This is a genomic window from Streptomyces sp. NPDC034103, from assembly GCF_055575395.1.
Genome location: NZ_JBVISS010000007.1, coordinates 61549 through 82847 on the forward strand (window position 1 = coordinate 61549; position 21299 = coordinate 82847).

The window sequence follows — 21299 nt, forward strand, 5'->3', positions numbered from 1 at the left end:
GCACACCGCAGTGCACGAACTGGCTTCGGCAGCCATATGCCGAGAACGATGGAGGACATCATGTCACCCCGGCTCGACGCATCGCATACCCCTCGAGCGACGTCGGCATCCCCCACGGAACATCTGAATCCCATCGAGCAGGACGCCGAAGGCGATGTGCTCGCCGGTCTCCCGGAGATCCCGCCCTTCGAAGAGGTGGGGGCCGTGGACGCGCGCGCCCTCTCCAAGACCCTCTTCGCGCGGCTGGAGTCGCTGGAGGAGGGCACGCACGAATACTCGTACGTCCGCAACACGCTCGTCGAACTGAACCTCGCCCTGGTCAAGTTCGCCGCCTCCCGCTTCCGCTCCCGCAGTGAGCCGATGGAGGACATCATCCAGGTCGGCACCATCGGCCTGATCAAGGCGATCGACCGCTTCGAACTGAGCCGTGGTGTGGAGTTCCCCACCTTCGCGATGCCAACCATCGTGGGGGAGATCAAGCGCTTCTTCCGCGACACCTCGTGGTCGGTGCGGGTGCCGCGCAGGCTCCAGGAGCTCCGGCTCGACCTGGCCAAGGCCGGTGACGAGCTGGCCCAGCAGCTGGACCGGGCCCCCACCGTCGGCGAGCTCGCGACACGCCTCGGCCTCAGCAAGGACGAGGTCGTCGAGGGCATGGCCGCCTCCAACGCCTACACGGCCTCCTCCCTGGACGCCCAGCCCGAGGACGACGACGCCGAGGGCGCCCTGGCCGACCGGATCGGCTACGAGGACCACGGCATCGAGGGCATCGAGTACGTCGAGTCCCTGAAGCCCCTGATCGCCGACCTCCCGCCCCGGGACCGCAAGATCCTCTCCCTGCGGTTCGTGGCGGGCATGACCCAGTCGGAGATCGGCGACGAGCTCGGGATCTCCCAGATGCACGTGTCCCGGCTGCTGTCCCGCACGCTGGTGCGGCTGCGCAAGGGACTGACGCTGGAGGAGTGACCTCGCCCGAGCGAACTCGGGAACGGGGCGTGCGGATCAGATCTCGCGCACGCCCCGTCGCCATACCCCGGCGACCAGCGGCACGCCCGGCCGGTAGGCCAGGTGCACATGGCTCGGGGCGTCCAGCAGCAGCAGATCCGCGCGGGCGCCCGGCGTGAGACGGCCGATGTCGTCCCGGCGCAGGGCCGCCGCGCCGCCCGCCGTGGCCGACCAGACCGCCTCGTCCGGGGTCATGCCCATGTCCCGTACGGCGAGCGCGACGCAGAACGGCACCGAGGACGTGAAGGACGAGCCCGGGTTGCAGTCGGTGGACAGCGCCACGGTCACGCCGGCGTCCAGGAGACGGCGGGCGTCGGGCCACTGGGCCCGGGTGGAGAACTCGGCGCCCGGGAGCAGGGTGGCGACGGTGTCGCCGCTCGCGAGGGCGTCCACGTCCGCGTCGGTGAGGTGGGTGCAGTGGTCGGCGCTGGCGGCGTCGAGTTCCACGGCCAGCTGGACGCCGGGGCCGTAGGAGAGCTGGTTGGCGTGGATGCGCGGGTGCAGCCCCTTCGCCCGGCCCGCGGTGAGGATGGCGCGGGCCTGGTCGCCGTCGAAGGCGCCCTTCTCGCAGAACACGTCGATCCAGCGGGCGTACGGGGCACAGGCGTCCAGCATCTCCCCGGTGACGAGGTCGACGTAGGCCGCGGGGTCCTCGGCGTGGTCGGGCGGGACGATGTGCGCGCCCAGGTAGGTGACCTCGTCGGTGTGCGCGGCGGCGATGCGCAGGGCGCGGGACTCGTCCTCGACGGTCAGCCCGTAGCCGGACTTCGTCTCGAAGGTCGTGGTGCCCTGGCGCAGGGCCTCGGCGAGATAGCGGGTGAGGTTGGCCTCCAGGGCCTCGTCGCTCGCCGCCCGGGTCGCGGCGACCGTGGTGCGGATGCCGCCCGCGGTGTAGGAGCGCCCGGACATGCGGGCGTTGAACTCCGCGGTCCGGTCGCCCGCGAAGACGAGGTGGGAGTGGGAGTCGACGAACCCGGGCAGGACCGCCCGGCCGCCCGCGTCGACCCGGTTGTCGGTGGCGGGTGCTTTGCCCGACTCACCGGTCCACACGACACGGTCGCCCTCGATGACGACGGCCGCGTCCCGGACCAGGCCCAGGGGGGAGCCGTCACCGAGGGAGGGGTCGTTGGTGATCAGCGTGGCGATGTCGGTGATGACGGTGCTGCTCATGGCGTCCTTGTCGGTCGTCTTCAGGTGCGGAGGGCTTCGACGGCCCGCGCCAGCGCTTGCGGCACATCCGGTACGAGGGTGTGGGCCCCGTCGCGCACGACGTGCCGTCCGCCCACGATCGTGTGCCGTACGTCCGCCGCCGTCGCCGCGAACACGGCCGTCTCGGCGCCGAGCCGGGGCAGCGGTCCCGCGGTCCTGACCGAGTCGAGCGTGATCGTCGTCAGGTCGGCGAGCGCGCCGGGCTCGATGGTGCCCGCCTCCTCCCAGCCGAGGGCCGCGTGTCCGTCGGCGGAGGCGGCGCGCAGGAGGGCGGCCGCCGTCCAGTGGCCCCGGGTGCGGGTGCGCAGCCGCTCGTCCAGCTCCATCGCGCGTGCCTCTTCGAGGAGGTCGATGACGGCGTGGCTGTCGGAGCCGAGGCAGAGCGGGGAGCCCGCCCTCTGCAGGGCGAGCGCGGGTCCGATGCCGTCCGCGAGGTCCCGTTCCGTCGTCGGGCACATGCAGGTGCCGGTGCCCGAGCCGCCGAGCAGGGCGATGTCCTCGTCGGTGAGGTGGGTGTTGTGGACGCCGGTGGTGCGCGGGCCGAGGACGCCGTGCTCGGCGAGCAGCCGGGTGGGCGTGCAGCCGTGGGCCTCGCGGCAGGCGTCGTTCTCGGCGGTCTGCTCGGACAGGTGCACATGGAGCGGGGCCCCACGCTCCTCGGCCCACCGGGCCACGGTCGCCAACTGGTCGGCGGGCACGGCCCGTACGGAGTGCACGGCCGCACCGATCCGCGCGTGGTCCCGGTCCTTGAGCGCGGCACAGCGTTCGGCCCAGGCGTCCGCGCTGCCGTCGGAGAAGCGCAGCTGGTGGGTGTTCGGGGGCTGCCCGAAGCCGGAGGAGAGGTAGACGGTGTCGAGGAGGGTGATGCGGACGCCGGCGTCGGCCGCGGCCGCGAGGAGGGCCTCGCCCATGGCGTTGGGGTCGGCGTAGGGGGTGCCGCCGGGGGCGTGGTGCACATAGTGGAACTCGCCGACGCTCGTCACGCCGGCCAGCGCCATCTCGGCGTAGACCGCGCGGGCGAGGGCGTGGTAGCTCTCCGGGGTCAGCCGGTCGGCCGTGGCGTACATGACCTCGCGCCAGGTCCAGAAGGTGCCGGAGCCGACCTGGACGGTGGAGCGCAGGGCGCGGTGGAAGGCGTGCGAGTGGGCGTTGGCCAGGCCCGGGAGGGTCAGGCCGCGCAGGATCTCGGCGCCGGGGGGCGGGGTGGGCGCGTCGGTGCGGACGGCGGTGAGGCGGCCGTCCGCGACGTCGACCGCGACGCCCGGCTCGACGTGGGTGCCGAGCCAGGCGTGCTCGAGCCAGTACGTCCGCGTGCGCTGCTGGGTCACGTGCAGGCCAGTCCTTCCAGTACGTCGGCGAGGGCGAGCACCCCGGCCACGCAGTCGTCCTCGGCGGCGAACTCCGCCGGGGAGTGCGAGACGCCCGTGGGGTTGCGTACGAACAGCATGGCGGTCGGGATGTGTCCGGAGAGGATCCCGGCGTCGTGTCCGGCGCCGGTTCCGAGGACCGGGACGGTGAGGTGCGTGTCCGTGCCGAGGATCCGGGCGAGTTCGTCGCGCAGCGCGTGGTCGAACTCGACGACGGGGGTGAAGGACTCCCGGACCACGTCGAGGTCGATGCCGTTCCTGCGGGCGTACGCGCGGGCCGCCTCCTCGATGCCGCCGACCACGCCATCGAGGGTCTCCTGCTCCGGCGCGCGGGAGTCGAGCCACCCGCGCACCAGGGACGGGATCGCGTTGACGCCGTTCGGCTCGACGGAGATCTTGCCGAAGGTGGCGACGGCACCGGCGAGTTCGGCCTCGCGGCGGGCGGCGAGCACGGTCTCGGCGTACGACAGCATCGGGTCGCGCCGGTCGGCCAGCCGGGTGGTGCCGGCGTGGTTGGCCTCGCCCCGGAAGTCGAACCGCCACCGCCCGTGCGGCCAGATGGCACTGGCGAGCCCGACCGGGTCGCCGGAGAGGTCCAGCGCCCGCCCCTGCTCGACGTGCAGTTCGACGAAGGCGCCGATGCGCGCCAGCCGCTCGGGGTCGGCGCCGAGGGCGTCGGGGTCGTACCCGGCGGCCTCCATGGCCCTCGGGAGCGTCACCCCGTCCCCGTCGGTCAGCCGGTGCGCCTGCTCGGCGGTGAGCTGCCCGGAGGTGAGCCGCGAGCCGACGCAGGCGAGCCCGAAGCGGGCGCCCTCCTCGTCGCCGAAGTTGACCAGGGCGAGGGGCTTGGTGAACGTGGCGTCGCGGGAGCGGAGTTCGTCGAGCGCGGCGAAAGAGGACACCACCCCGAGGGGTCCGTCGAAGGCGCCCCCGTCCGGCACCGAGTCCAGGTGCGACCCGGTGACGACGGCGTCCCCGGCGGCGGGGTCCCCGAGCCAGGCCCACTGGTTGCCGTTGCGGTCCACCTCGTAGGCCAGCCCGCGGCTGTCGGCCTGCTCCTTGAACCAGGCCCGGCATTCGGCGTCGGCGCCGGTCCAGGCGTAGCGGCGGTAGCCGTGGGAGTCGGGGTGGCGGCCGACGGGGGCGAGGTCGCGCCACATGGAGTGGAAGGAGGCGCCGGGCCGCACAGCTCGCGGGCCCGCGTCCCCGCCCGCCGGCGGGACCTCGGCCTCCACCCGGGGTTTGCCGCGTTCCGTCACGCCGAGTCACCTTCACGCATCGGCACCCGCACACCGCGCTCGTCCGCCACCGACTCCGCGATGTCGTACCCGGCGTCCACGTGCCGGATGACGCCCATGCCGGGGTCGTTCGTCAGGACCCGGCGCACCTTCTCGCCGCCCAGCTTCGTGCCGTCGGCCACCGTCACCTGACCGGCGTGGATGGACCGGCCCATGCCCACGCCGCCACCGTGGTGGATGGACACCCAGGAAGCCCCCGAGGCCACGTTGACCATGGCGTTCAGCAGCGGCCAGTCGGCGATCGCGTCGGACCCGTCGAGCATGGCCTCGGTCTCCCGGTAGGGGGAGGCGACGGACCCGGCGTCCAGGTGGTCCCGCCCGATCGCCAGGGGCGCCGCCAGCTCGCCGCTCGCGACCATGTCGTTGAACCGTTCGCCGGCCTTGTCCCGCTCGCCGTAGCCGAGCCAGCAGATCCGGGCGGGCAGCCCCTGGAAGTGGACCCGCTCGCCGGCCATCTTGATCCAGCGGGCGAGGGACTCGTTCTCGGGGAACAGCTCCAGGATCGCCTTGTCGGTCTTGGCGATGTCGGACGCCTCGCCCGAGAGCGCCGCCCAGCGGAAGGGGCCCTTGCCCTCGCAGAACAGCGGGCGGATGTAGGCGGGGACGAAGCCGGGGAAGGCGAACGCCCGCTCGTACCCGGCGAGTTGGGCCTCGCCCCGGATCGAGTTGCCGTAGTCGAAGACCTCCGCGCCGGCGTCCAGGAAGCCGACCATCGCCTCGACGTGCCGGGCCATCGACTCGCGGGCGCGGGTGGTGAAGCCCGCCGGGTCCTTGGCCGCCGCGTCCGCCATGTCCTCGAAGGCCATGCCGGTCGGGAGGTAGGCCAGCGGGTCGTGCGCCGAGGTCTGGTCGGTGACGATGTCGATGGGGGCGCCTTCGGCGAGCATGCGCGGCAGCAGCTCGGCGGCGTTGCCCAGCAGACCGATGGAGAGCGGGCGGCGGGCGTCACGGGCCTCGACGGCGAGCTGGAGGGCGTGCTCCAGGCTGTCGGCCCGCACGTCCAGGTAGCGGTGCTCGATGCGGCGGTCGATGGCGCGCGGGTCGCAGTCGATGCAGATGGCGACACCGTCGTTCATGGTGACCGCGAGGGGCTGGGCGCCGCCCATGCCGCCGAGGCCGGCGGTGAGGGTGATGGTCCCGGCGAGGGTGCCGCCGAACTTCTTGGCGGCGACGGCGGAGAACGTCTCGTAGGTGCCCTGGAGGATGCCCTGGGTGCCGATGTAGATCCAGGAACCGGCGGTCATCTGGCCGTACATGGTCAGGCCGAGGGCCTCCAGGCGGCGGAACTCCTCCCAGTTCGCCCAGTCGCCGACGAGGTTGGAGTTGGCGATGAGGACGCGCGGGGCCCACTCGTGGGTCTGCATGACCCCGACCGGGCGGCCGGACTGGACGAGCATCGTCTCGTCCTGCTTCAGCGTCCGCAGGGTGCGGACCATGGCGTCGAAGGAGCGCCAGTCGCGGGCCGCCTTGCCGGTGCCGCCGTAGACGACGAGCTTGTCGGGGTGCTCGGCGACCTCGGGGTCGAGGTTGTTCTGGAGCATCCGCAGGGCGGCTTCCTGCTGCCATCCCAGGGCGCTCAGTTCCGTACCGCGGGGCGCTCGGACGGGGCGGGGTCCTGACATGGTCTGCCTCCTGGCGGATCGGGCTGCCGTGGATGTGTTGCCTGGGATCGCGCGGTCGCGGACCGTCTGGCCGCGCACGGTCCAGCCGCGCAGTGTGTGGCCGCGCATTGTGTGGCTGTTATTCACATCCTGACTTTCTGAATAGACCTAGTCAATAGGGCGGTCCCGCGGCGCGGACGCGGAACGGGTGTTTGGCTGGACGCATGGGCGCGGACAACGACCTCACGGGGGACGGCGTGGACGACGGCAACGGGACGGGCAGGACGCGCGCGGCGCGGCGGGACGAGGCGGTACGGGCCGCGGTGGAGCAGAGGCTGTTGGGCCCGGACTCCCCCATCGTGGGCCTGCTGGACGTGCCGGGCATCCGGGAGTCGGCGGCGGAGCTGCGGGCGGCGTTCGACGCGGTCACCGCGCCCGGCACCCCGGTGCTGCACGCCTTCGCGGTGAAGGCCACCCCGCTGGTGCCGGTGCTGCGGCTGCTGCGGGAGGCCGGGATCGGGGCGGAGGTGGCGAGCCCCGGCGAGCTGGCGCTGGCGCGGGCGGCCGGGCTGCGTCCCGAGGCGACCGTCCTGGACTCGCCCGCCAAGACACCGGCCGAGCTGCGGGAGGCGCTGGCGCTGGGGATCGCCGTGAACGCGGACAACCCGCAGGAGCTGGACCGCATCGACGCCCTCATGCGGTCGGCGACCAGCCGCTCACCGCTCGGGATCCGGGTCAACCCGCAGGTCGGCGGGGGTTCCATCGGGGCGACGTCGACGGCCACGGCGACCTCGAAGTTCGGGGTGGGCCTGCGGGACGCGGGCGCCCGGGAGTGGCTGGTGCGCGCCTACGCCGACCGCCCCTGGCTCACCCGGCTGCACACGCACACCGGCTCGCAGGGCATCCCGCTGTCCCTGATGGCGCAGGGCGTCGCCGAGGCGTACACGCTCGCCGAGGAGATCAACCGCCGCCTCGGGCGCCGTCAGATCGACACGCTCGACATCGGCGGCGGGCTGCCGGTGAACTTCGGCTCGGACGCGACGACGCCGACGTACGCGCAGTACGCGCGCCTGCTGAGCGAGGCGGTGCCGGGGCTGTTCGACGGGCGGTACGGGCTGGTGACCGAGTTCGGCCGGTCGCTGCTGGCCAAGCACGGGACCGTGGTGGCCCGGGTCGAGTACGCCAAGAGCGCGGGCGGCCGTCACGTGGCGGTGACGCACGCCGGCGTGCAGGTGGCGACGCGGACGGTCTACGCGCCGGCGTCGTGGCCGCTCAGGATCGCGGCCTACGACGCGAAGGGGCGGCCCAAGGAGGGGCCCGAGGTGGTGCAGGACATCGCCGGGCCCGCCTGCTTCTCGGGCGACCTCCTCGCCCAGGGGCGCGCGCTGCCGCTCCTGGAGCAGGGCGACCACGCGGCGGCGCTGGACACGGGGGCGTACTACGTCGCGCACCACTACGCGTACAACTCCCTCGCCCGGCCCGGGATCTACGGTTTCGCGCCCGACGGGGGCGGCGGGGTCGCCTTCGCGACCGTACGGGCGCCGCAGACGCTCGACGAGATCGTGGCCGAATCCGGTGGGGCGCACGCCTCCGCGCTCACCGCCCTCTGAGCAACCGCGCGCCCTTGACGCACGCCGGTGGACATACGGATCAACTGTTCGGAAAACGAGCTCAGTTGACCCACCTTAGCCGTCCCACGCATGTTCCACCGGAAAATGCCAGAACCCTCACCTCTCGCGCACACACTGCGTAGCTTCGGCGTCACTCAGCCGAACCCCATGCGGGAGGGGAACACGCGGTGCCCGGAATCGACGAGTGTCTGCTCGAAGCCATGCAACTACCCGGTGCCCGGGGCGTCGCCCTGGTCGACTGGACGAGCGGGCTGGCCCTGGGCACCGCCGGGGAGTCACCGGGCGGTGACCAGGAGGCGGCCGCAGCGGAAGCCGCCGAGCTGGCCCGACTGGCCGCCGAACACCGGGCGTTCGCCGCCGACGACGACCTGGCCGACCCCCCGGTCGAGGACGTGATCATCAGCAACCGGGACAGCTACCACATCCTGCGTTTCGTACGGACCTCCTTCGACAGCAGCGTCTTTCTGCACCTGTGGCTGGCCCGCGTGGACGGCAACCTCGCGCTGGCCCGCATCCGGCTCGGCGAGATGACCGGACGGCTGGTGCTGGGATGACCGCGCTGAGAACGACACCGCCGCCCCGGCTGCCGGTGCGCGACAAGACGGAGGCCCAGGTCCGGGCGTGGGGCGGCGTCTCGCCGATGCTGACCCGGCTCGCCGCCGAGCGGGCCACCGGCGTGCTGGTCCGCGAGCGCGGCACCCTGCATCTGTCCGAGGGCCGGGTGGTGCACGCCGACAGCCCCCTGGCACCGGGCCTCGACGTGCTCCTCACCGCCCGCGGCACCCTCGACGGCGCCACCTGGCGGCAGGCGGTCGCCGAGGCCGACGGCCCGCCCGGCGCCGGCCTGCTGCTGGCCGGGCGCGGCCAGCTCACCCGGGGCGCGCTGGAGCTGTGCCACCTGGAGGCGCTGTACGACGCGGCCTACTTCGCCCTGGCGCCCAGCAGCAGCCCGGGCCACTTCCGGTACACCAGCGCGGGCCGCCTCGGTGCCGTCCACCCGGTCACGGTGACCGCCCTGGAGCACGAGACGCTGCGCCGCCGGGACCTGCTGCACCGCATCTGGCCCGACCCGGGGACCGACGAGGCGGCCCTGCTGCGCGCCGACACCCTCGCGGCCCCCGGTCTCAGCGCCCGGCAGCGGGCGGTGCTGGACCTGATCGACGGCTCCCGCACCGGGCCGGACATCGCCCGCGCGCTCGGCCGCCCGGCCTTTCACACCCTGGTGGACCTGCGGCGGATGGCGGCGGCCGGAGTCGTCACCCGCGACCCGCGGACCCCGGCCCCGGCACCCCCGCCCCGACCCCCCGCCGTCCCGGCCCGCGGCGCCCCGATCCCCCTGGCCGTCCGCGGCCCCGCCCCGCACCCCGCGGCAACCCCACCCGAGGTCGCCGACCCCGACATCGCGTTGTTGAAGAGGCTCAGGGATGCGCTGGAGTCCCTTTGAACGGCAGCGGACCCGCGCCGAGGGGAGAGACCTGATGGCCACCGACCCCGAGATCCTCGACGAGCTGCGCCGGCTGCGCAGCCGCGTCCCGCAGCTCACCGGCGCCCTGGCGGCGAGCGTGGACGGCCTCGTGATCGCCCAGGACACCCCCGGTGTCGAGCCCGAGGGCATGGCCGCCCTGACCGCGGCCGCGCTCGGCGTCGCCGTACGGCTGGCGGACGCCACCGGCCAGGGCGACTTCCGCGAGCTGCTGGTGCGCGGGTCCTACGGCTATGTGTCGACGTACGCCGCGGGCCGTACCGCGGTCCTCACCCTGCTCGCCCCGGACGGTGTGAGCGTCGGACGCCTCCATCTGGAGGGCCGGCGCGCCGGCGCCCGGATCGGGGAGGTCGTCGACGCCCGCCCGCCCGCCGAGGCACCCGCGAAGCCCGCCAGACCCGCCACCGCACGCAACCGAACGGCGCGCCCCCCACGCACGACCAACCCGCGCGCATCCACGGAAAGTTGAAACCGAACAACCCCGGAAAGAGGGACATACCGTCATGGCCAACACCGAAACCTGCCTGAAGGAAGCACTCGCCTCCATCGAGGGCGCGACCGGAGTCGCCCTCGTGGACTACACCAGCGGCATGGCGCTCGGCACGATGGGCGGCAGCAAGAGCTTCGACCTCAACGTCGCCGCCGCCGGCAACACCGACGTGGTGCGCGCCAAGCTGCGCACCATGGAGCACCTGGGCCTCAAGGGCCAGATCGAGGACATCCTGATCACGCTCTCCGACCAGTACCACCTGATCCGGCTGATGGCCGGACGCGGCGGCAACGGTCTGTTCCTCCACCTGGTGCTCGACGCCAAGCGCTCCAACCTGGCGATGGCCCGCCATCAGCTGAAGCGGATCGAGGAGGACCTGGAGGTCTGAGGGCCCGACGCTCAGACCAGCGCCGCGGTGCGACGGCGGGCCCCGCCCGGGGCCGCGTCGCCCGCCGCGACGCCGGTGCCGCGGTACGCCCGGACCGCCTTGCCGGCCGGGCGTCCGCCGCGCGCGTCGAGCCAGTCGACCCGCACCCACAGCAGCGCCTCCCCGTCCCGCTCACGGCGCCCGATCCACCCGGCCTTCAGCCACAGCCCGACACCGGTCCCGGCGAGCAGCAGGCCGCCCGCGACCGGCACGGCGACGTTGGCGCCGAGGGCCGCCAGCCAGGCGAGCAGCACCCACCAGCGGTGCCCGTGCCGCCAGTTGCGCACGGTCACGGCCCGGTCCTGGAGCACATCGTGCTTGCCGGCCCGGGCGGCATCGCGCGAGAGAGCGGTGTAGCGCCCGCGCCCGCGGTACGCCACGAGGGCGGCGGCGACGAGGAACAACGCCGCCCCCGCCAGAACCCCGATCCGGCGCCCGGTCAGTCCCGGCACCAGCAGCCCGACACCCGCCGCGAACACTCCGGCCCACCACAGGGGCGCCGCCCCGGCGCGGACCACGACGGCCACCCGAGCGAGCCCTTGACCTCCGCGTGCCACGTCCAGCCTCCTCGTCGTCCTGGCACAGTCCTGATGACCGGGCAGACTAACGGGCGAACGTGAGACGAGCATGAAAAGCCCGCCCGGGCGTCACTCCACGAACAGCCCGCGCGCCGCCGCCTTCGCGTCGAACTCCTCCAGCCTGGCCTGCGCCTCGGGCAGGTGGTCGCACATCGCCTCCAGCAGCACCCGCCCGAGCAGCATCGGCGCGCACGCGGTGTCGAAGGCGAGCCCGGTGCCGACGGCGGCCGGCAGCAGCAGGTCGGAGACCTTGGCGACCGGCGCGAACGCGGAGTCGGCGACGGTCACGACGCTCAGCCCGGCCTCCTTGGCGTACCCGAGGGTGTCCACGACCTCGCGGGGGTGCCGGGGCAGCGCGAAGCACAGCAGCGTCGAGGCACCGGCCCGTACCGCGGCGTCGATCCGGTCGTGGATCATCGTGCCGCCCTCGTGGAGCAGCCGGACGTCCGGGTGGACCTTGGCGGCGAAGTACGCGAACCCGTACGCCTGCGAGGCCGCCGCCCGCAGCCCCAGCACCGGCAGCGGCCGGGACGCCGCCAGCAGCCGTCCCGCCTTCCGCACGGGCCGGGGGTCGGCGAGCAGGTCCGCGAGGTGCCGGAGGTTCTCGATCTCGGCCTCGACGGCCTGCTGGTACTCGTTGCGGGCCACCGCCTCCGCGCTCTGCTCGGCGGGCGCGACCTCGCGCAGGTGCCTGCGCAGGGCGGGGTAGCCGTCGAAGCCGAGGGCGACCGCGAAGCGGGTCACGGACGGCTGGCTGACCCCCGCCAGCTCGGCCAGCTCGACGCTGGACAGGAACGGCACGTCGGCCGCCCGGCGCACCATGCTGTGCGCGATGCGGCGCTGGGTCGGGGTGAGCCGGTGCCCCTCGAAGAGGGCCTGCAGCCGTGCGGCCGGGCTGTCGGCGGTGACCGTTGCCTGCCCCGCCGTCTCCTCCGCGCTCATGACGCGCTCCCCCTCCAGATGTCCGTGAACCGGTCCAGCAGTGCGGCCGCCACCGTCACGTCGTGCGTGAGCGGCCGGTCGGCCTGGTCCTCGTCGAGCACCGACATGGCCAGCTCCAGCGCGCGGCCCACCGGGAGGTCCGGATCGGGACCGTGGTCGCGCATGCGCAGCGCCCGTACGGCGGCGACGAGTGCGCAGCCCACCACCAGACGGTACGCACCGCACGCGCGCAGCGTCTGACGTGCGGCGAGGGAGGCGAAGCCGGCCTGTTCCTCGACGCCCCGGGAGAGTACAGCGTGCCCGAGCGACGCGGGCGCCGAGAAGGCCCGCAGATCACCGAGGGCGGCACCGGCGGCGTACTTCGCGCCGACGCCGGTGGAACGGCCGTAGACGCGGCCGGTCGCGGCGATCCGCCGGGCGGCGTCCCAGGACTCGGCCACCCGCTTCATCGCATCCGTCCCGGGCACCGGCCGCGCCGTGCCGTCGGCGAGGCGTACGACGTCCTCGACCCCGAGTCCGATCCCGTCGAGGACGACCGGGCCGGCGTCCACCGCACCCGGCGCCTCCACGACCCGAGACGACATCAAGCCCGAACTCCCCTCGCCGCGGGCATCCGATCCTGCCGCGCGGTCATCCGTCGCTCCGCACCCGGACCCACCCGTTGACAACCTATTCAGCTACCAAGAACTCTGCATGCCGTTATACAGCCGGGCAAGGGCATCTCATGATCCGGCGCGACCCGCTCCCCCCGGGACAGACCCGGCGGCCCCGACCACGAACAGGGGGGATATCCCCAGTGCGGGGGGCGCGGGCGCTGCCTACCTTGGGTTCCATGACCGGAATGGACGCGCGGGACGCCGACCTGAAGAAGGAACTCGACGCCACCTTGCAGGCACGCAGGGAACTGGGCGAGGAGTACGAGTCCGCGCTGGTCGACTCCTTCCTCGAGAAGGTCGACCAGCGCATCGACGGCGCGGTGGAGCGCCGGGTACGTCGGCAGCTGGCCGAGCAGCAGATGGTGGTGGCCCGGGGCTCCCGGTCGCCGAAGCCCACGGACTCCTGGGGGGAGCGGTTCGGCTTCGGCATCGTCTCGCTGGTCCTGGCGATCCCGCTGTCCGCGATCGGCGGCGGGGTGGCGCACCTCCCGGGTCTGCTGGTCGCCTGGGCGGGCATCGTGGGGGTGAACGCCTTCCAGGCGGTGCGCTCCAACCCGGAGCTGTTCCGGGGCCGTCGTCACCACAAGGGCGACGACGCCTGGGAGGACTGACCGGACGGGTCACGCCTGCCGGGTCGGCAGCACCATGATCTGCCGCAGGTTGACGTGCCGGGGACGGCTGGTGACGTACGCGACGACGTCGGCGACCTCCTCGGCCGACAGCGTGCCCACCGCGTCGACCATCCCGCCGATCTGCTCCCGCAGCCCGTCGCTGTCGATGTGCGAGGCGAGCTCGGTCTGCGTCAGCCCCGGCTCGACGTTGGTGACCCGCACGTCGCGCGGCCCGAACTCACCCCGCAGGGACTGCGAGAGATAGGTCAGCGCGGCCTTGGTGGCCCCGTACACCGCGTAGTTGGGGAACGTGATGTGCGCGCCGATGGACGAGATGTTCACGAGGTCCGCGGTCCGCCCCTCGGCGGCGGTGCCCACCAGATCCGCCGTGAAGGCCCGGATCATCCGCAGCACCCCGGTGACATTGGTGTCGATCATCCGCTGCCACTCGTCGGCGCGCCCGTCGTCGACCGGGTTCGGCAGCATGACGCCCGCCGAGTTCACCACCAGGTCGACAGCCCCGTAGGCGGCATGGATCCGCTCGACGGCCGCGTCCACCGCACCCTCGTCGGTCACATCGGCGACCACGGCGAGCGCCTGCCCGCCATCGGCCCGGATCTTCTCCACGACGGCGTCCAGCCGCTCCTGACGCCGCGCCAGCAGCGCGACCTTCGCACCCTGCGCGGCCAGGAGTACGGCGATGGCCTCACCGATCCCGCTCGCGGCCCCGGTGACGACGGCGGTACGGCCGGACAGGTTCTCGTACGACATTGCGGTGCTCCTCGGTGGTCGGAAGTCCGCCGGGCACCCCCGGCGACGACCACCACCCTGCGCCGCTCGGTCCGCCGTACCCAGGGATGAGCTTTTCCTGGGTCTGCCAGTACCAGGTTCACCTCCCGCCGCTCCCCTACGATCGAACTCATGGACGGGGACCTCGGAGACTTTCTGCGCACACGCCGTGCTCGTATCCAGCCGGAGGAGGTGGGACTGCCCTCGCACGGGCGGCGCCGCGTACCCGGTCTGCGCCGGGAGGAGGTCGCCCAGCTGGCGGGCGTGAGCGTCGACTACTACATCCGTCTGGAACAGGGCAGAGGCCCTGGGGGCCCCTCCCGGACGAAGTCTGGGGGAGTCTCCGATGCCGTCCTGGACGCCGTCGCTCGCGTACTGCGCCTCGACGAGACGGAACGCGCCTATCTGCACGCGGTGGCCCGCCCCCGCAGACAGGGCGCACGCCCGGCCGAGCCCCGGGTCCGCGCGGGCATCCAGCTGCTGCTCGACAGCGTGGACCGCACCCCGGCCTTCGTCCTGGACCACCGTATGACCGTCCTGGCCTGGAACGCCCTGGCCGACGCCGTCTTCGGCTACAGCGATACGACGGCCGAGACCCGCAGCATCCCCCGCCAGGTCTTCCTCGACCCCGCGGCCCACGACTTCTACCCGGAGTGGCAAGCGGTGGCCGCCCAGTGCGTGGCCCATCTGCGGGTCCAGGCGGGACACCACCAGAACGACCCGGGACTCACCGCACTCGTCGGCGAACTCTCCCTCAAGAGCGAGGACTTCCGCCGCCTGTGGGCCGACCACCAGGTCAGGGAGTGCGCCTATGGCGTGAAGCGCGTCCAGCACCCGGTCGCGGGCCGGCTGGTCTTCCCGTACGAGACGCTGACGCTCCCGGGAGAAGGCGATCTGACGCTGCTGGTGTACACGCCGGAGCCGGGGTCGGAGACGGCGGAGAGGCTGGCGCTGCTCGGGAGTTGGGCTTCCGCCGAGGTGCGTTGAAGGTCCCGGAAAAGACTTTCGCGGGGACCGCCGCACCCCCGTTGCCGGGGGGCGGGACGACGGCGGTCCCCGCGAGGGACGCTGACCGGGTCAGGCCGGGCCTCGCGTCCGAGGCGTCTGTGGAGGTCCGGGAGCCGCTCCGGAGGTCCTGTGACGCCGTTTCGGTGCCGGCCTGGGCGGGGAGCCGCTCCCGCCCTGCCGACATCCCCTAATCTGCCGGACCCGTGTTAAGCGTGTGCTGCGCGGACGTGACACGCTCGTACCACTTCCGCGAAGTCCACCACTTCGGTAGGCAAACGGAAGTCCGCCTGCCGCCCCGCCGGTTCACCGGACGTTCACCGTCACTTCCCGCCCTTGGCGAGGAAGGTTGGCTCCGACCCGGCCACGACGTCAATCAGCGCCCCTTCTTTCACCCGATCTGCGGAACCAGTCGGCCATCCACTCCCGAGTCCCGTCCCGCACCCGCATATTCCGAGGTGTCCCGAACACGTCATCCGCACTCGAAGAGGTACTCGCATGTCGGGCTGGTCCAGGAGCTTCCTCAACCCCTCGCTCGTCTCGGCGCTGAAAACCGGGCGCACCTTCGAGGAGTGGCTCGCCGGGCGGATACCCGCAGTGGACTACGCCCGGATCAGCGCCGACCAGAGCACGCGGTCCGCCGTTCTGGCCCAGGGCCGAGCGGCCGGAACGGGCATTCGGCACCAGCATGAGGAGAACCGCGAGACGGCCGACGCGTTCGGGGTGGCCGTCGTCAAGTTCTACGAGGACAACGGGCTGACGGCCGCGCAGCCGACCATCGGGCGGCCGGCATTCACGGAAATGACCGACGCGCTCCACTGCCGGAGGACGACCGAGGGCTTCCCGGTCCAGGCTCTCATCGCCACGGAACATGAACGCGTATGGCGGCTGGCCCCGGACTTCGCCAGGGTCCGTCAGGCTGTCACCGTGACCGAGGAAGGGCTGTTCATCGAGCGGCGGGCCGTCTTCGACCTTCACTCGAAGCGCAGCCCCGAAGACGCCGTCACCAGTGATGGTGAGGTATGGAGGACGAAGGAGCGCATCGAGCGCCACATCCGGCGGCGGGCCATCGACGGCGGGACGCCGGGCGGACGCAGACGCTTTGGCTGGCTTCCGCCCGATCCCCGGTCGGGGATCAAGATCAACATGTACAAGGATCCCGAGGAATGGCCTGTTCTCCGGGAAATGATCGAATCCGCGCTGCGGGGAACGAGCTGGAACGCCATCGCCAGGCACCTCAATGCACAGAGCATCCCGACCGCTTCGGGGAACCGATGGAGCGGAGCGACGGTGCGCCAGGCCTTGGTCAACCCTGTGATGTGCGGCTACCGGGCCATCCACGGCGCACTCGTCCGGGACCCCGCCACCGGCGCACCGGTTGTCGGCCAGTGGGACGCCCCCGCGGCCGTCGAGGAGTGGGAGGCGCTGGTGGAACTCTCCCGACAGCGCGGTTCGAAAAGAGGCACCCGCCTGACGAACAGCAGTCCGCCGCCGGGAGGCGAGCCCCAGAGCCTCCGCAAGTACCTGTTCAGTGGGTACGTGCGCTGTGGCGCCGTCCGAGAGGACGGCACTCCGTGCAACTCCAAGATGGGCGGTTGCGCCCGGCCGACGCCGGCCAACCCCGACAACGCCGTGTACGTGTGTACCGCCCTGGACTGCGGGGGCACCGCGCGCAACGTCCGTGACGTGGATCGCTGCGTCGAGGCAGCCGTGCTCTCCCTGATCGACGAGCACCGCGCCGCCGTCGGCCCGGAACAACCGGAGTGGGCCGGAACTCCCCTGCTCCAGTCCCTGATCAGCAAACGGGATTCCGTCGGGCAGGAACAGGCGGCCGATCTCCAGACCCGGATCTCGGGGTTGGAAACGGCCCGTGAGGAGCACCACCGCATCCGGCAGGAAAGCCTGACCGGCTGGGACTCGTCGCACTGGCCCGTGATGAGCCTGGAACAGCGGCGGGCGGCGGCCGGCAGCGTTCTGCGGTGGGTCACCGTCCTGCCGCTTCCGCCCGGTCGGCCGCGTCGCGCCGCGTTCGATCCCGGGCTCCTTCGGATCACGCCCGTGAGCTGAGCAGCAGGGCTTCCGGGGGTGTCGTTCTCGAGTACGGCACCCCCGTCCGCCTCACTGAGCGGGGCGCGCCATGTACGCGAGAAGGTCCTGACGCGTCACCACTCCGGTCGGCTTGCCCTCGACCAGCACGATCGCGGCGTCCGCACGGCCCAGGACCGCCATCAGGTCTTCGATCGGCTCACCCGATCCCACCTGCGGAAGAGGCGACGACATGTGCTTCTCCAGCGGGTCGGTGAGGGAGGCGCGCTGGGTGAACAGGGCGTCCAGGAGGTCCCGTTCGACGATGGAGCCGACCACCTCCGCCGCCATGACATCGGGGTGCCCGGCCCCCGGCTTGACCACCGGCATCTGGGAGACGCCGTACTCGTGCAGCACCTCGATGGCCTGACCGACCGTCTCGTCCGGGTGCATGTGGACCAGGCTGGGAATGGCGCCCGCCTTGTACCTCAGGACATCCGCGACGCTCGCGGTCGGCTCCGACTCCTCCAGGAATCCGTAGGACGCCAGCCACTCGTCGTTGAAGATCTTCGACAGGTACCCGCGCCCGCTGTCCGGCAGCAGCACGACCACGACGTCGTCGGGGCCGAGCCGTTCGGCCACGCGCAGTGCCGCCACGACGGCCATGCCGCAGGAGCCGCCGACCAGGAGTCCCTCCTCCTTGGCCAGGCGGCGGGTCATCTGGAAGGAGTCCTTGTCGGAGACGGCGACGATCTCGTCGGCGACGGTCCGGTCGTAGGCGGTCGGCCAGAAGTCCTCACCGACGCCCTCGACGAGGTACGGCCGTCCCGAACCGCCCGAGTACACGGACCCCTCGGGGTCGGCGCCGATGACCTTGACCTTGCCGTCGCTGGCGTCCTTCAGGTAGCGGCCGGTGCCGGAGATGGTGCCGCCGGTGCCCACACCCGTGACGAAGTGGGTGATCTTCCCCTCCGTCTGCTCCCACAGCTCGGGGCCGGTGGAGTGGTAGTGGGAGAGCGGGTTGTTGGGGTTGGAGTACTGGTCGGGCTTCCACGCGCCCGGCGTCTCGCGCACCAGCCGGTCGGAGACGTTGTAGTACGAGTCCGGGTGCTCCGGGTCGACGGCGGTCGGGCAGACCACGACCTCGGCCCCGTAGGCCCGCAGCACGTTGATCTTGTCGGTGCTCACCTTGTCGGGGCACACGAAGATGCACTTGTACCCCTTCTGCTGCGCCACGATGGCGAGGCCGACCCCGGTGTTGCCGCTGGTCGGCTCCACGATCGTGCCCCCGGGCTTGAGCGCGCCGCTCTCCTCCGCCGCCTCGATCATGCGCAGTGCGATGCGGTCCTTCACGGAACCGCCGGGGTTGAAGTACTCCACCTTGGCGAGGACGGTGGCCTGGATGCCCTTGGTGACATTGTTGAGCCTCACCAGCGGGGTGTTGCCGACGAGGCTGATCATCGAGTCGTGGAATTGCACCGTTGTCTCCGGATGCCGCAAAAGATGTGGTCGTAGTGGTTCCGCCAGCCTAAAGCCCGCAGCGGACGTTCACTCCCCGTCGAGATTGGACGACCGCCGGTACGGGGCAAGGAGTGGGTGTACGGCTAGCACGGAGGTGGCGGCGACGTATGACGAGCATGTCGAGGGCGAGGGTGGCCCGACGGATCGCGGCCGGCGCGGCATACGGCGGCGGCGGGATCGGTCTGGTGGGCGCGGCGGCCGTGGGCCTGGTGCTGGCCGAGGTGCGGCTGGCCAGACGGCAGGTGGGCAACGGCCACGGCGCCGCGCCGCGGGTGCCCAACGCGCACGGCCTGTACGGCCTGTCCTACTCCACCCCGGGGGTGCCCCCCCTGCGGTTCACGATGCTGGGGGACTCCACGGCCGCGGGCCAGGGTGTGCGCCGCTCGGGCCAGACCCCGGGCGCGCTGCTGGCCTCGGGGCTGGCGGCGGTGGCGGAACGCCCGGTGGACCTGCGCAACGTGGCTCTGCCGGGTGCCTGCTCCGACGACCTGGACCGCCAGGTGGCCCTCGTCCTCGCGGACCCCGAACGGCTGCCCGACATCTGCGTGATCATGATCGGGGCGAACGACGTCACCCACCGCATGCCGCCCACCCGGTCGGTGCGCCATCTCTCGGCGGCGGTGCGCCGGCTGCGTACGGCGGGTGCGGAGGTGGTGGTGGGCACCTGTCCCGACCTCGGCACGGTCGAGCAGGTCCAGCAGCCGTTGCGCTGGCTGGCCCGCCGGGCCTCCCGCCAGCTGGCGGCCGCCCAGACGATCGGCACGGTCGAGCAGGGCGGCCGCACGGTGTCGCTGGGCGACCTGCTGGGCCCGGAGTTCGCGGCGAACCCCCGTGAGCTGTTCGGCCCCGACAACTACCACCCGTCGGCGGAGGGCTACGCCACGGCGGCGATGGCGGTGCTGCCGACGGTCTGTGCGGCGCTCGGTCTGTGGCCGGCCGACGAGGAGCGCCCGGACGTGAGCCGTCGCGAGGGCTTCCTGCCGGTGGCTCAGGCGGCCGCGGAGGCGGTCGCGGAGCCCGGCACGGAGGTCGCGGCGGCGATGCCGACCGGTCCGAAGGGACCGTGGGCGCTGCTGAAGCGCAGGCGGCGGCGGAGGGTGCAGGAAGCGGAGGCGGTGCCTTCGCCGAGCAGCCAGACGGGCGTCTGAGGCCGAGGCCGCTCCCCCGGGGGGCGTGCCCGGCGGACACCGAGAAAAGCAAGCGCTTAGAAAATTGCGGCCAGGGTCACACCGCCGCACCCGTGACCTCGCCCATACGTACGGGTAACTTCCCAACCAGCCCTGCCCGAAGACCCCCGCCCATGGAGCCGTGATGCCCGAAGCCGTGATCGTCTCGACCGCCCGCTCTCCCATCGGCCGCGCCTTCAAGGGCTCCCTGAAGGACCTCCGCCCGGACGACCTCACCGCCACGATCATCCAGGCGGCCCTCGCCAAGGTCCCCGAGCTGGACCCGCGCGACATCGACGACCTGATGCTCGGCTGTGGTCTGCCCGGCGGCGAGCAGGGCAACAACCTCGGCCGGATCGTCGCCGTGCAGATGGGGATGGACCACCTCCCCGGCTGTACGGTCACCCGCTACTGCTCCTCGTCGCTGCAGACGAGCCGCATGGCCCTGCACGCCATCAAGGCCGGCGAGGGCGACGTCTTCATCTCGGCCGGCGTCGAGATGGTCTCCCGCTTCACCAAGGGCAACTCCGACAGCCTGCCCGACACGCACAACCCGTTCTTCGCCGAGGCCGAGGCGCGCACCGCCGAGGTCGCCCAGCAGGAGGGCACGGCCTGGCACGACCCGCGCGAGGACGGCCTGGTGCCGGACGCCTATATCGCGATGGGCCAGACCGCCGAGAACCTGGCCCGCTGGAAGGGCGTCACCCGCCAGGACATGGACGAGTTCGGCGTCCGCTCGCAGAACCTCGCCGAGGAAGCCATCAAGAACGGCTTCTGGGAGCGCGAGATCACCCCGGTCACGCTGCCCGACGGCACGGTCGTCGCCAAGGACGACGGCCCGCGCGCCGGCGTCACCCTGGACGCGGTCGGCGGCCTGAAGCCGGTCTTCCGCCCCGACGGACTCGTCACCGCCGGCAACTGCTGCCCGCTGAACGACGGCGCCGCCGCGGTCGTGATCATGTCCGACACCAAGGCCCGCGAGCTCGGTCTCACCCCGCTCGCCCGCATCGTCTCCACCGGCGTCTCGGGCCTGTCCCCCGAGATCATGGGCCTCGGTCCGGTGGAGGCCTCGCAGCAGGCGCTGCGCCGCGCCGGCCTCACCATCGACGACATCGACCTGGTCGAGATCAACGAGGCGTTCGCGGCCCAGGTGATCCCCTCCTACCGCGATCTGAACATCCCGCTGGAGAAGCTGAACGTCAACGGCGGTGCCATCGCCGTCGGCCACCCCTTCGGCATGACCGGCGCCCGCATCACCGGCACGCTGATCAACTCCCTCCAGTTCCACGACAAGCAGTTCGGCCTGGAGACGATGTGCGTCGGCGGCGGCCAGGGCATGGCGATGGTCATCGAGCGCCTCAGCTAAGGACAGTTGGGATCCCTTCGGCGCAACGCCGAACGTAGTCGCGCGCACACCCGCCGTGACGCCGCGGCCCAGAACCCTTGAACCACCGGGGTTCTGGGCCGTTTTGTGATCCAATCTCCCCCAGGATGTGAC

Annotated in this window: 19 protein-coding genes and 1 pseudogene; 11 read left to right on the forward strand and 9 right to left on the reverse strand. The window is 72.4% G+C overall.

What is annotated here, in order from left to right:
- Window positions 1-48 precede the first annotated feature (48 nt).
- Window positions 49-963: an RNA polymerase sigma factor SigF gene (locus ACZ56U_RS16615; protein ID WP_469084724.1), complete on the forward strand. Its 915-nt coding sequence runs from the start codon at window positions 49-51 to the stop codon at window positions 961-963.
- A 36-nt stretch (window positions 964-999) separates the two neighbouring features.
- On the opposite strand, the gene hutI is transcribed toward ACZ56U_RS16615, so the two are convergent.
- The 4 genes from hutI to hutU all read right to left on the reverse strand — a co-directional run bounded on the left by hutI (window position 1000) and on the right by hutU (window position 6498).
- On the reverse strand, window positions 1000-2172 hold the full coding sequence (gene hutI, locus ACZ56U_RS16620) for an imidazolonepropionase (RefSeq protein WP_469084725.1): 1173 nt from the start codon (window positions 2170-2172) through the stop codon (window positions 1000-1002).
- Between the two features lie 20 nt (window positions 2173-2192).
- On the reverse strand, window positions 2193-3539 hold the full coding sequence (locus tag ACZ56U_RS16625; protein WP_469084726.1) for a formimidoylglutamate deiminase: 1347 nt from the start codon (window positions 3537-3539) through the stop codon (window positions 2193-2195).
- On the reverse strand, window positions 3536-4738 hold the full coding sequence (locus tag ACZ56U_RS16630; RefSeq protein WP_469085048.1) for an allantoate amidohydrolase: 1203 nt from the start codon (window positions 4736-4738) through the stop codon (window positions 3536-3538). Before ACZ56U_RS16630 ends, ACZ56U_RS16625 begins: the two co-directional genes overlap by 4 nt.
- A gap of 95 nt (window positions 4739-4833) precedes the next feature.
- Window positions 4834-6498: a urocanate hydratase gene (gene hutU, locus ACZ56U_RS16635; protein ID WP_469084727.1), complete on the reverse strand. Its 1665-nt coding sequence runs from the start codon at window positions 6496-6498 to the stop codon at window positions 4834-4836.
- 203 nt (window positions 6499-6701) lie between these two features.
- Here hutU and ACZ56U_RS16640 point away from each other — a divergent pair, with 203 nt between their 5' ends.
- The 5 genes from ACZ56U_RS16640 to ACZ56U_RS16660 all read left to right on the forward strand — a co-directional run bounded on the left by ACZ56U_RS16640 (window position 6702) and on the right by ACZ56U_RS16660 (window position 10469).
- The gene (locus ACZ56U_RS16640; protein WP_469084728.1) at window positions 6702-8087 is read left to right on the forward strand and encodes a type III PLP-dependent enzyme domain-containing protein; all 1386 of its coding nucleotides are present in this window, start codon (window positions 6702-6704) and stop codon (window positions 8085-8087) included.
- Between the two features lie 188 nt (window positions 8088-8275).
- The gene (locus ACZ56U_RS16645; RefSeq protein ID WP_469084729.1) at window positions 8276-8662 is read left to right on the forward strand and encodes a hypothetical protein; all 387 of its coding nucleotides are present in this window, start codon (window positions 8276-8278) and stop codon (window positions 8660-8662) included.
- Complete coding sequence (locus ACZ56U_RS16650) at window positions 8659-9552, forward strand: transcriptional regulator (RefSeq protein ID WP_469084730.1); 894 nt, start codon at window positions 8659-8661, stop codon at window positions 9550-9552. The genes ACZ56U_RS16645 and ACZ56U_RS16650 overlap by 4 nt, the downstream gene beginning before the upstream one ends.
- Before the next feature lie 34 nt (window positions 9553-9586).
- The gene (locus tag ACZ56U_RS16655; protein ID WP_469084731.1) at window positions 9587-10060 is read left to right on the forward strand and encodes a roadblock/LC7 domain-containing protein; all 474 of its coding nucleotides are present in this window, start codon (window positions 9587-9589) and stop codon (window positions 10058-10060) included.
- Window positions 10061-10094: 34 nt separating this feature from the next.
- The gene (locus tag ACZ56U_RS16660; protein ID WP_469084732.1) at window positions 10095-10469 is read left to right on the forward strand and encodes a roadblock/LC7 domain-containing protein; all 375 of its coding nucleotides are present in this window, start codon (window positions 10095-10097) and stop codon (window positions 10467-10469) included.
- 11 nt (window positions 10470-10480) lie between these two features.
- On the opposite strand, the gene ACZ56U_RS16665 is transcribed toward ACZ56U_RS16660, so the two are convergent.
- The 3 genes and pseudogenes from ACZ56U_RS16665 to ACZ56U_RS16675 form a co-directional block, all read right to left on the reverse strand.
- Entirely contained in the window at window positions 10481-11065 is a 585-nt protein-coding gene (locus ACZ56U_RS16665; protein ID WP_469084733.1) for a hypothetical protein, read from the reverse strand.
- 90 nt (window positions 11066-11155) lie between these two features.
- A complete protein-coding gene (locus tag ACZ56U_RS16670; RefSeq protein ID WP_469084734.1) occupies window positions 11156-12028 on the reverse strand; it encodes a MurR/RpiR family transcriptional regulator in 873 nt (290 codons plus the stop codon).
- A pseudogene (locus ACZ56U_RS16675) lies at window positions 12025-12390 on the reverse strand (aromatic amino acid lyase); the annotation flags it as partial. The gene ACZ56U_RS16670 and the pseudogene ACZ56U_RS16675, both read right to left, overlap by 4 nt.
- A gap of 479 nt (window positions 12391-12869) precedes the next feature.
- On the opposite strand from ACZ56U_RS16675, the gene ACZ56U_RS16680 reads away from it, so the two are divergent.
- Window positions 12870-13295 (forward strand): hypothetical protein, encoded by a 426-nt coding sequence (locus ACZ56U_RS16680; RefSeq protein ID WP_469085049.1) that lies wholly within the window; start codon window positions 12870-12872, stop codon window positions 13293-13295.
- 9 nt (window positions 13296-13304) lie between these two features.
- On the opposite strand, the gene ACZ56U_RS16685 is transcribed toward ACZ56U_RS16680, so the two are convergent.
- Window positions 13305-14066 carry an SDR family oxidoreductase gene (locus ACZ56U_RS16685; RefSeq protein WP_469084735.1) on the reverse strand — a complete coding sequence of 254 codons (762 nt, stop codon included), beginning with the start codon at window positions 14064-14066 and terminating at the stop codon, window positions 13305-13307.
- Window positions 14067-14216: 150 nt separating this feature from the next.
- On the opposite strand from ACZ56U_RS16685, the gene ACZ56U_RS16690 reads away from it, so the two are divergent.
- Both ACZ56U_RS16690 and ACZ56U_RS16695 read left to right on the forward strand, forming a co-directional pair.
- A complete protein-coding gene (locus tag ACZ56U_RS16690; protein ID WP_469084736.1) occupies window positions 14217-15071 on the forward strand; it encodes a helix-turn-helix transcriptional regulator in 855 nt (284 codons plus the stop codon).
- Window positions 15072-15686: 615 nt separating this feature from the next.
- Complete coding sequence (locus ACZ56U_RS16695; RefSeq protein ID WP_469084737.1) at window positions 15687-17156, forward strand: recombinase family protein; 1470 nt, start codon at window positions 15687-15689, stop codon at window positions 17154-17156.
- Between the two features lie 51 nt (window positions 17157-17207).
- Here the strand turns inward: ACZ56U_RS16695 and ACZ56U_RS16700 are convergent, their stop codons facing one another.
- On the reverse strand, window positions 17208-18593 hold the full coding sequence (locus ACZ56U_RS16700) for a cystathionine beta-synthase (RefSeq protein WP_469084738.1): 1386 nt from the start codon (window positions 18591-18593) through the stop codon (window positions 17208-17210).
- 149 nt (window positions 18594-18742) lie between these two features.
- Between ACZ56U_RS16700 and ACZ56U_RS16705 the strand changes: the two genes are divergently transcribed.
- The gene (locus ACZ56U_RS16705) at window positions 18743-19783 is read left to right on the forward strand and encodes an SGNH/GDSL hydrolase family protein (protein ID WP_469084739.1); all 1041 of its coding nucleotides are present in this window, start codon (window positions 18743-18745) and stop codon (window positions 19781-19783) included.
- Window positions 19784-19946: 163 nt separating this feature from the next.
- Window positions 19947-21167: an acetyl-CoA C-acetyltransferase gene (locus ACZ56U_RS16710; protein WP_469084740.1), complete on the forward strand. Its 1221-nt coding sequence runs from the start codon at window positions 19947-19949 to the stop codon at window positions 21165-21167.
- The last annotated feature ends 132 nt before the right edge of the window (window positions 21168-21299 follow it).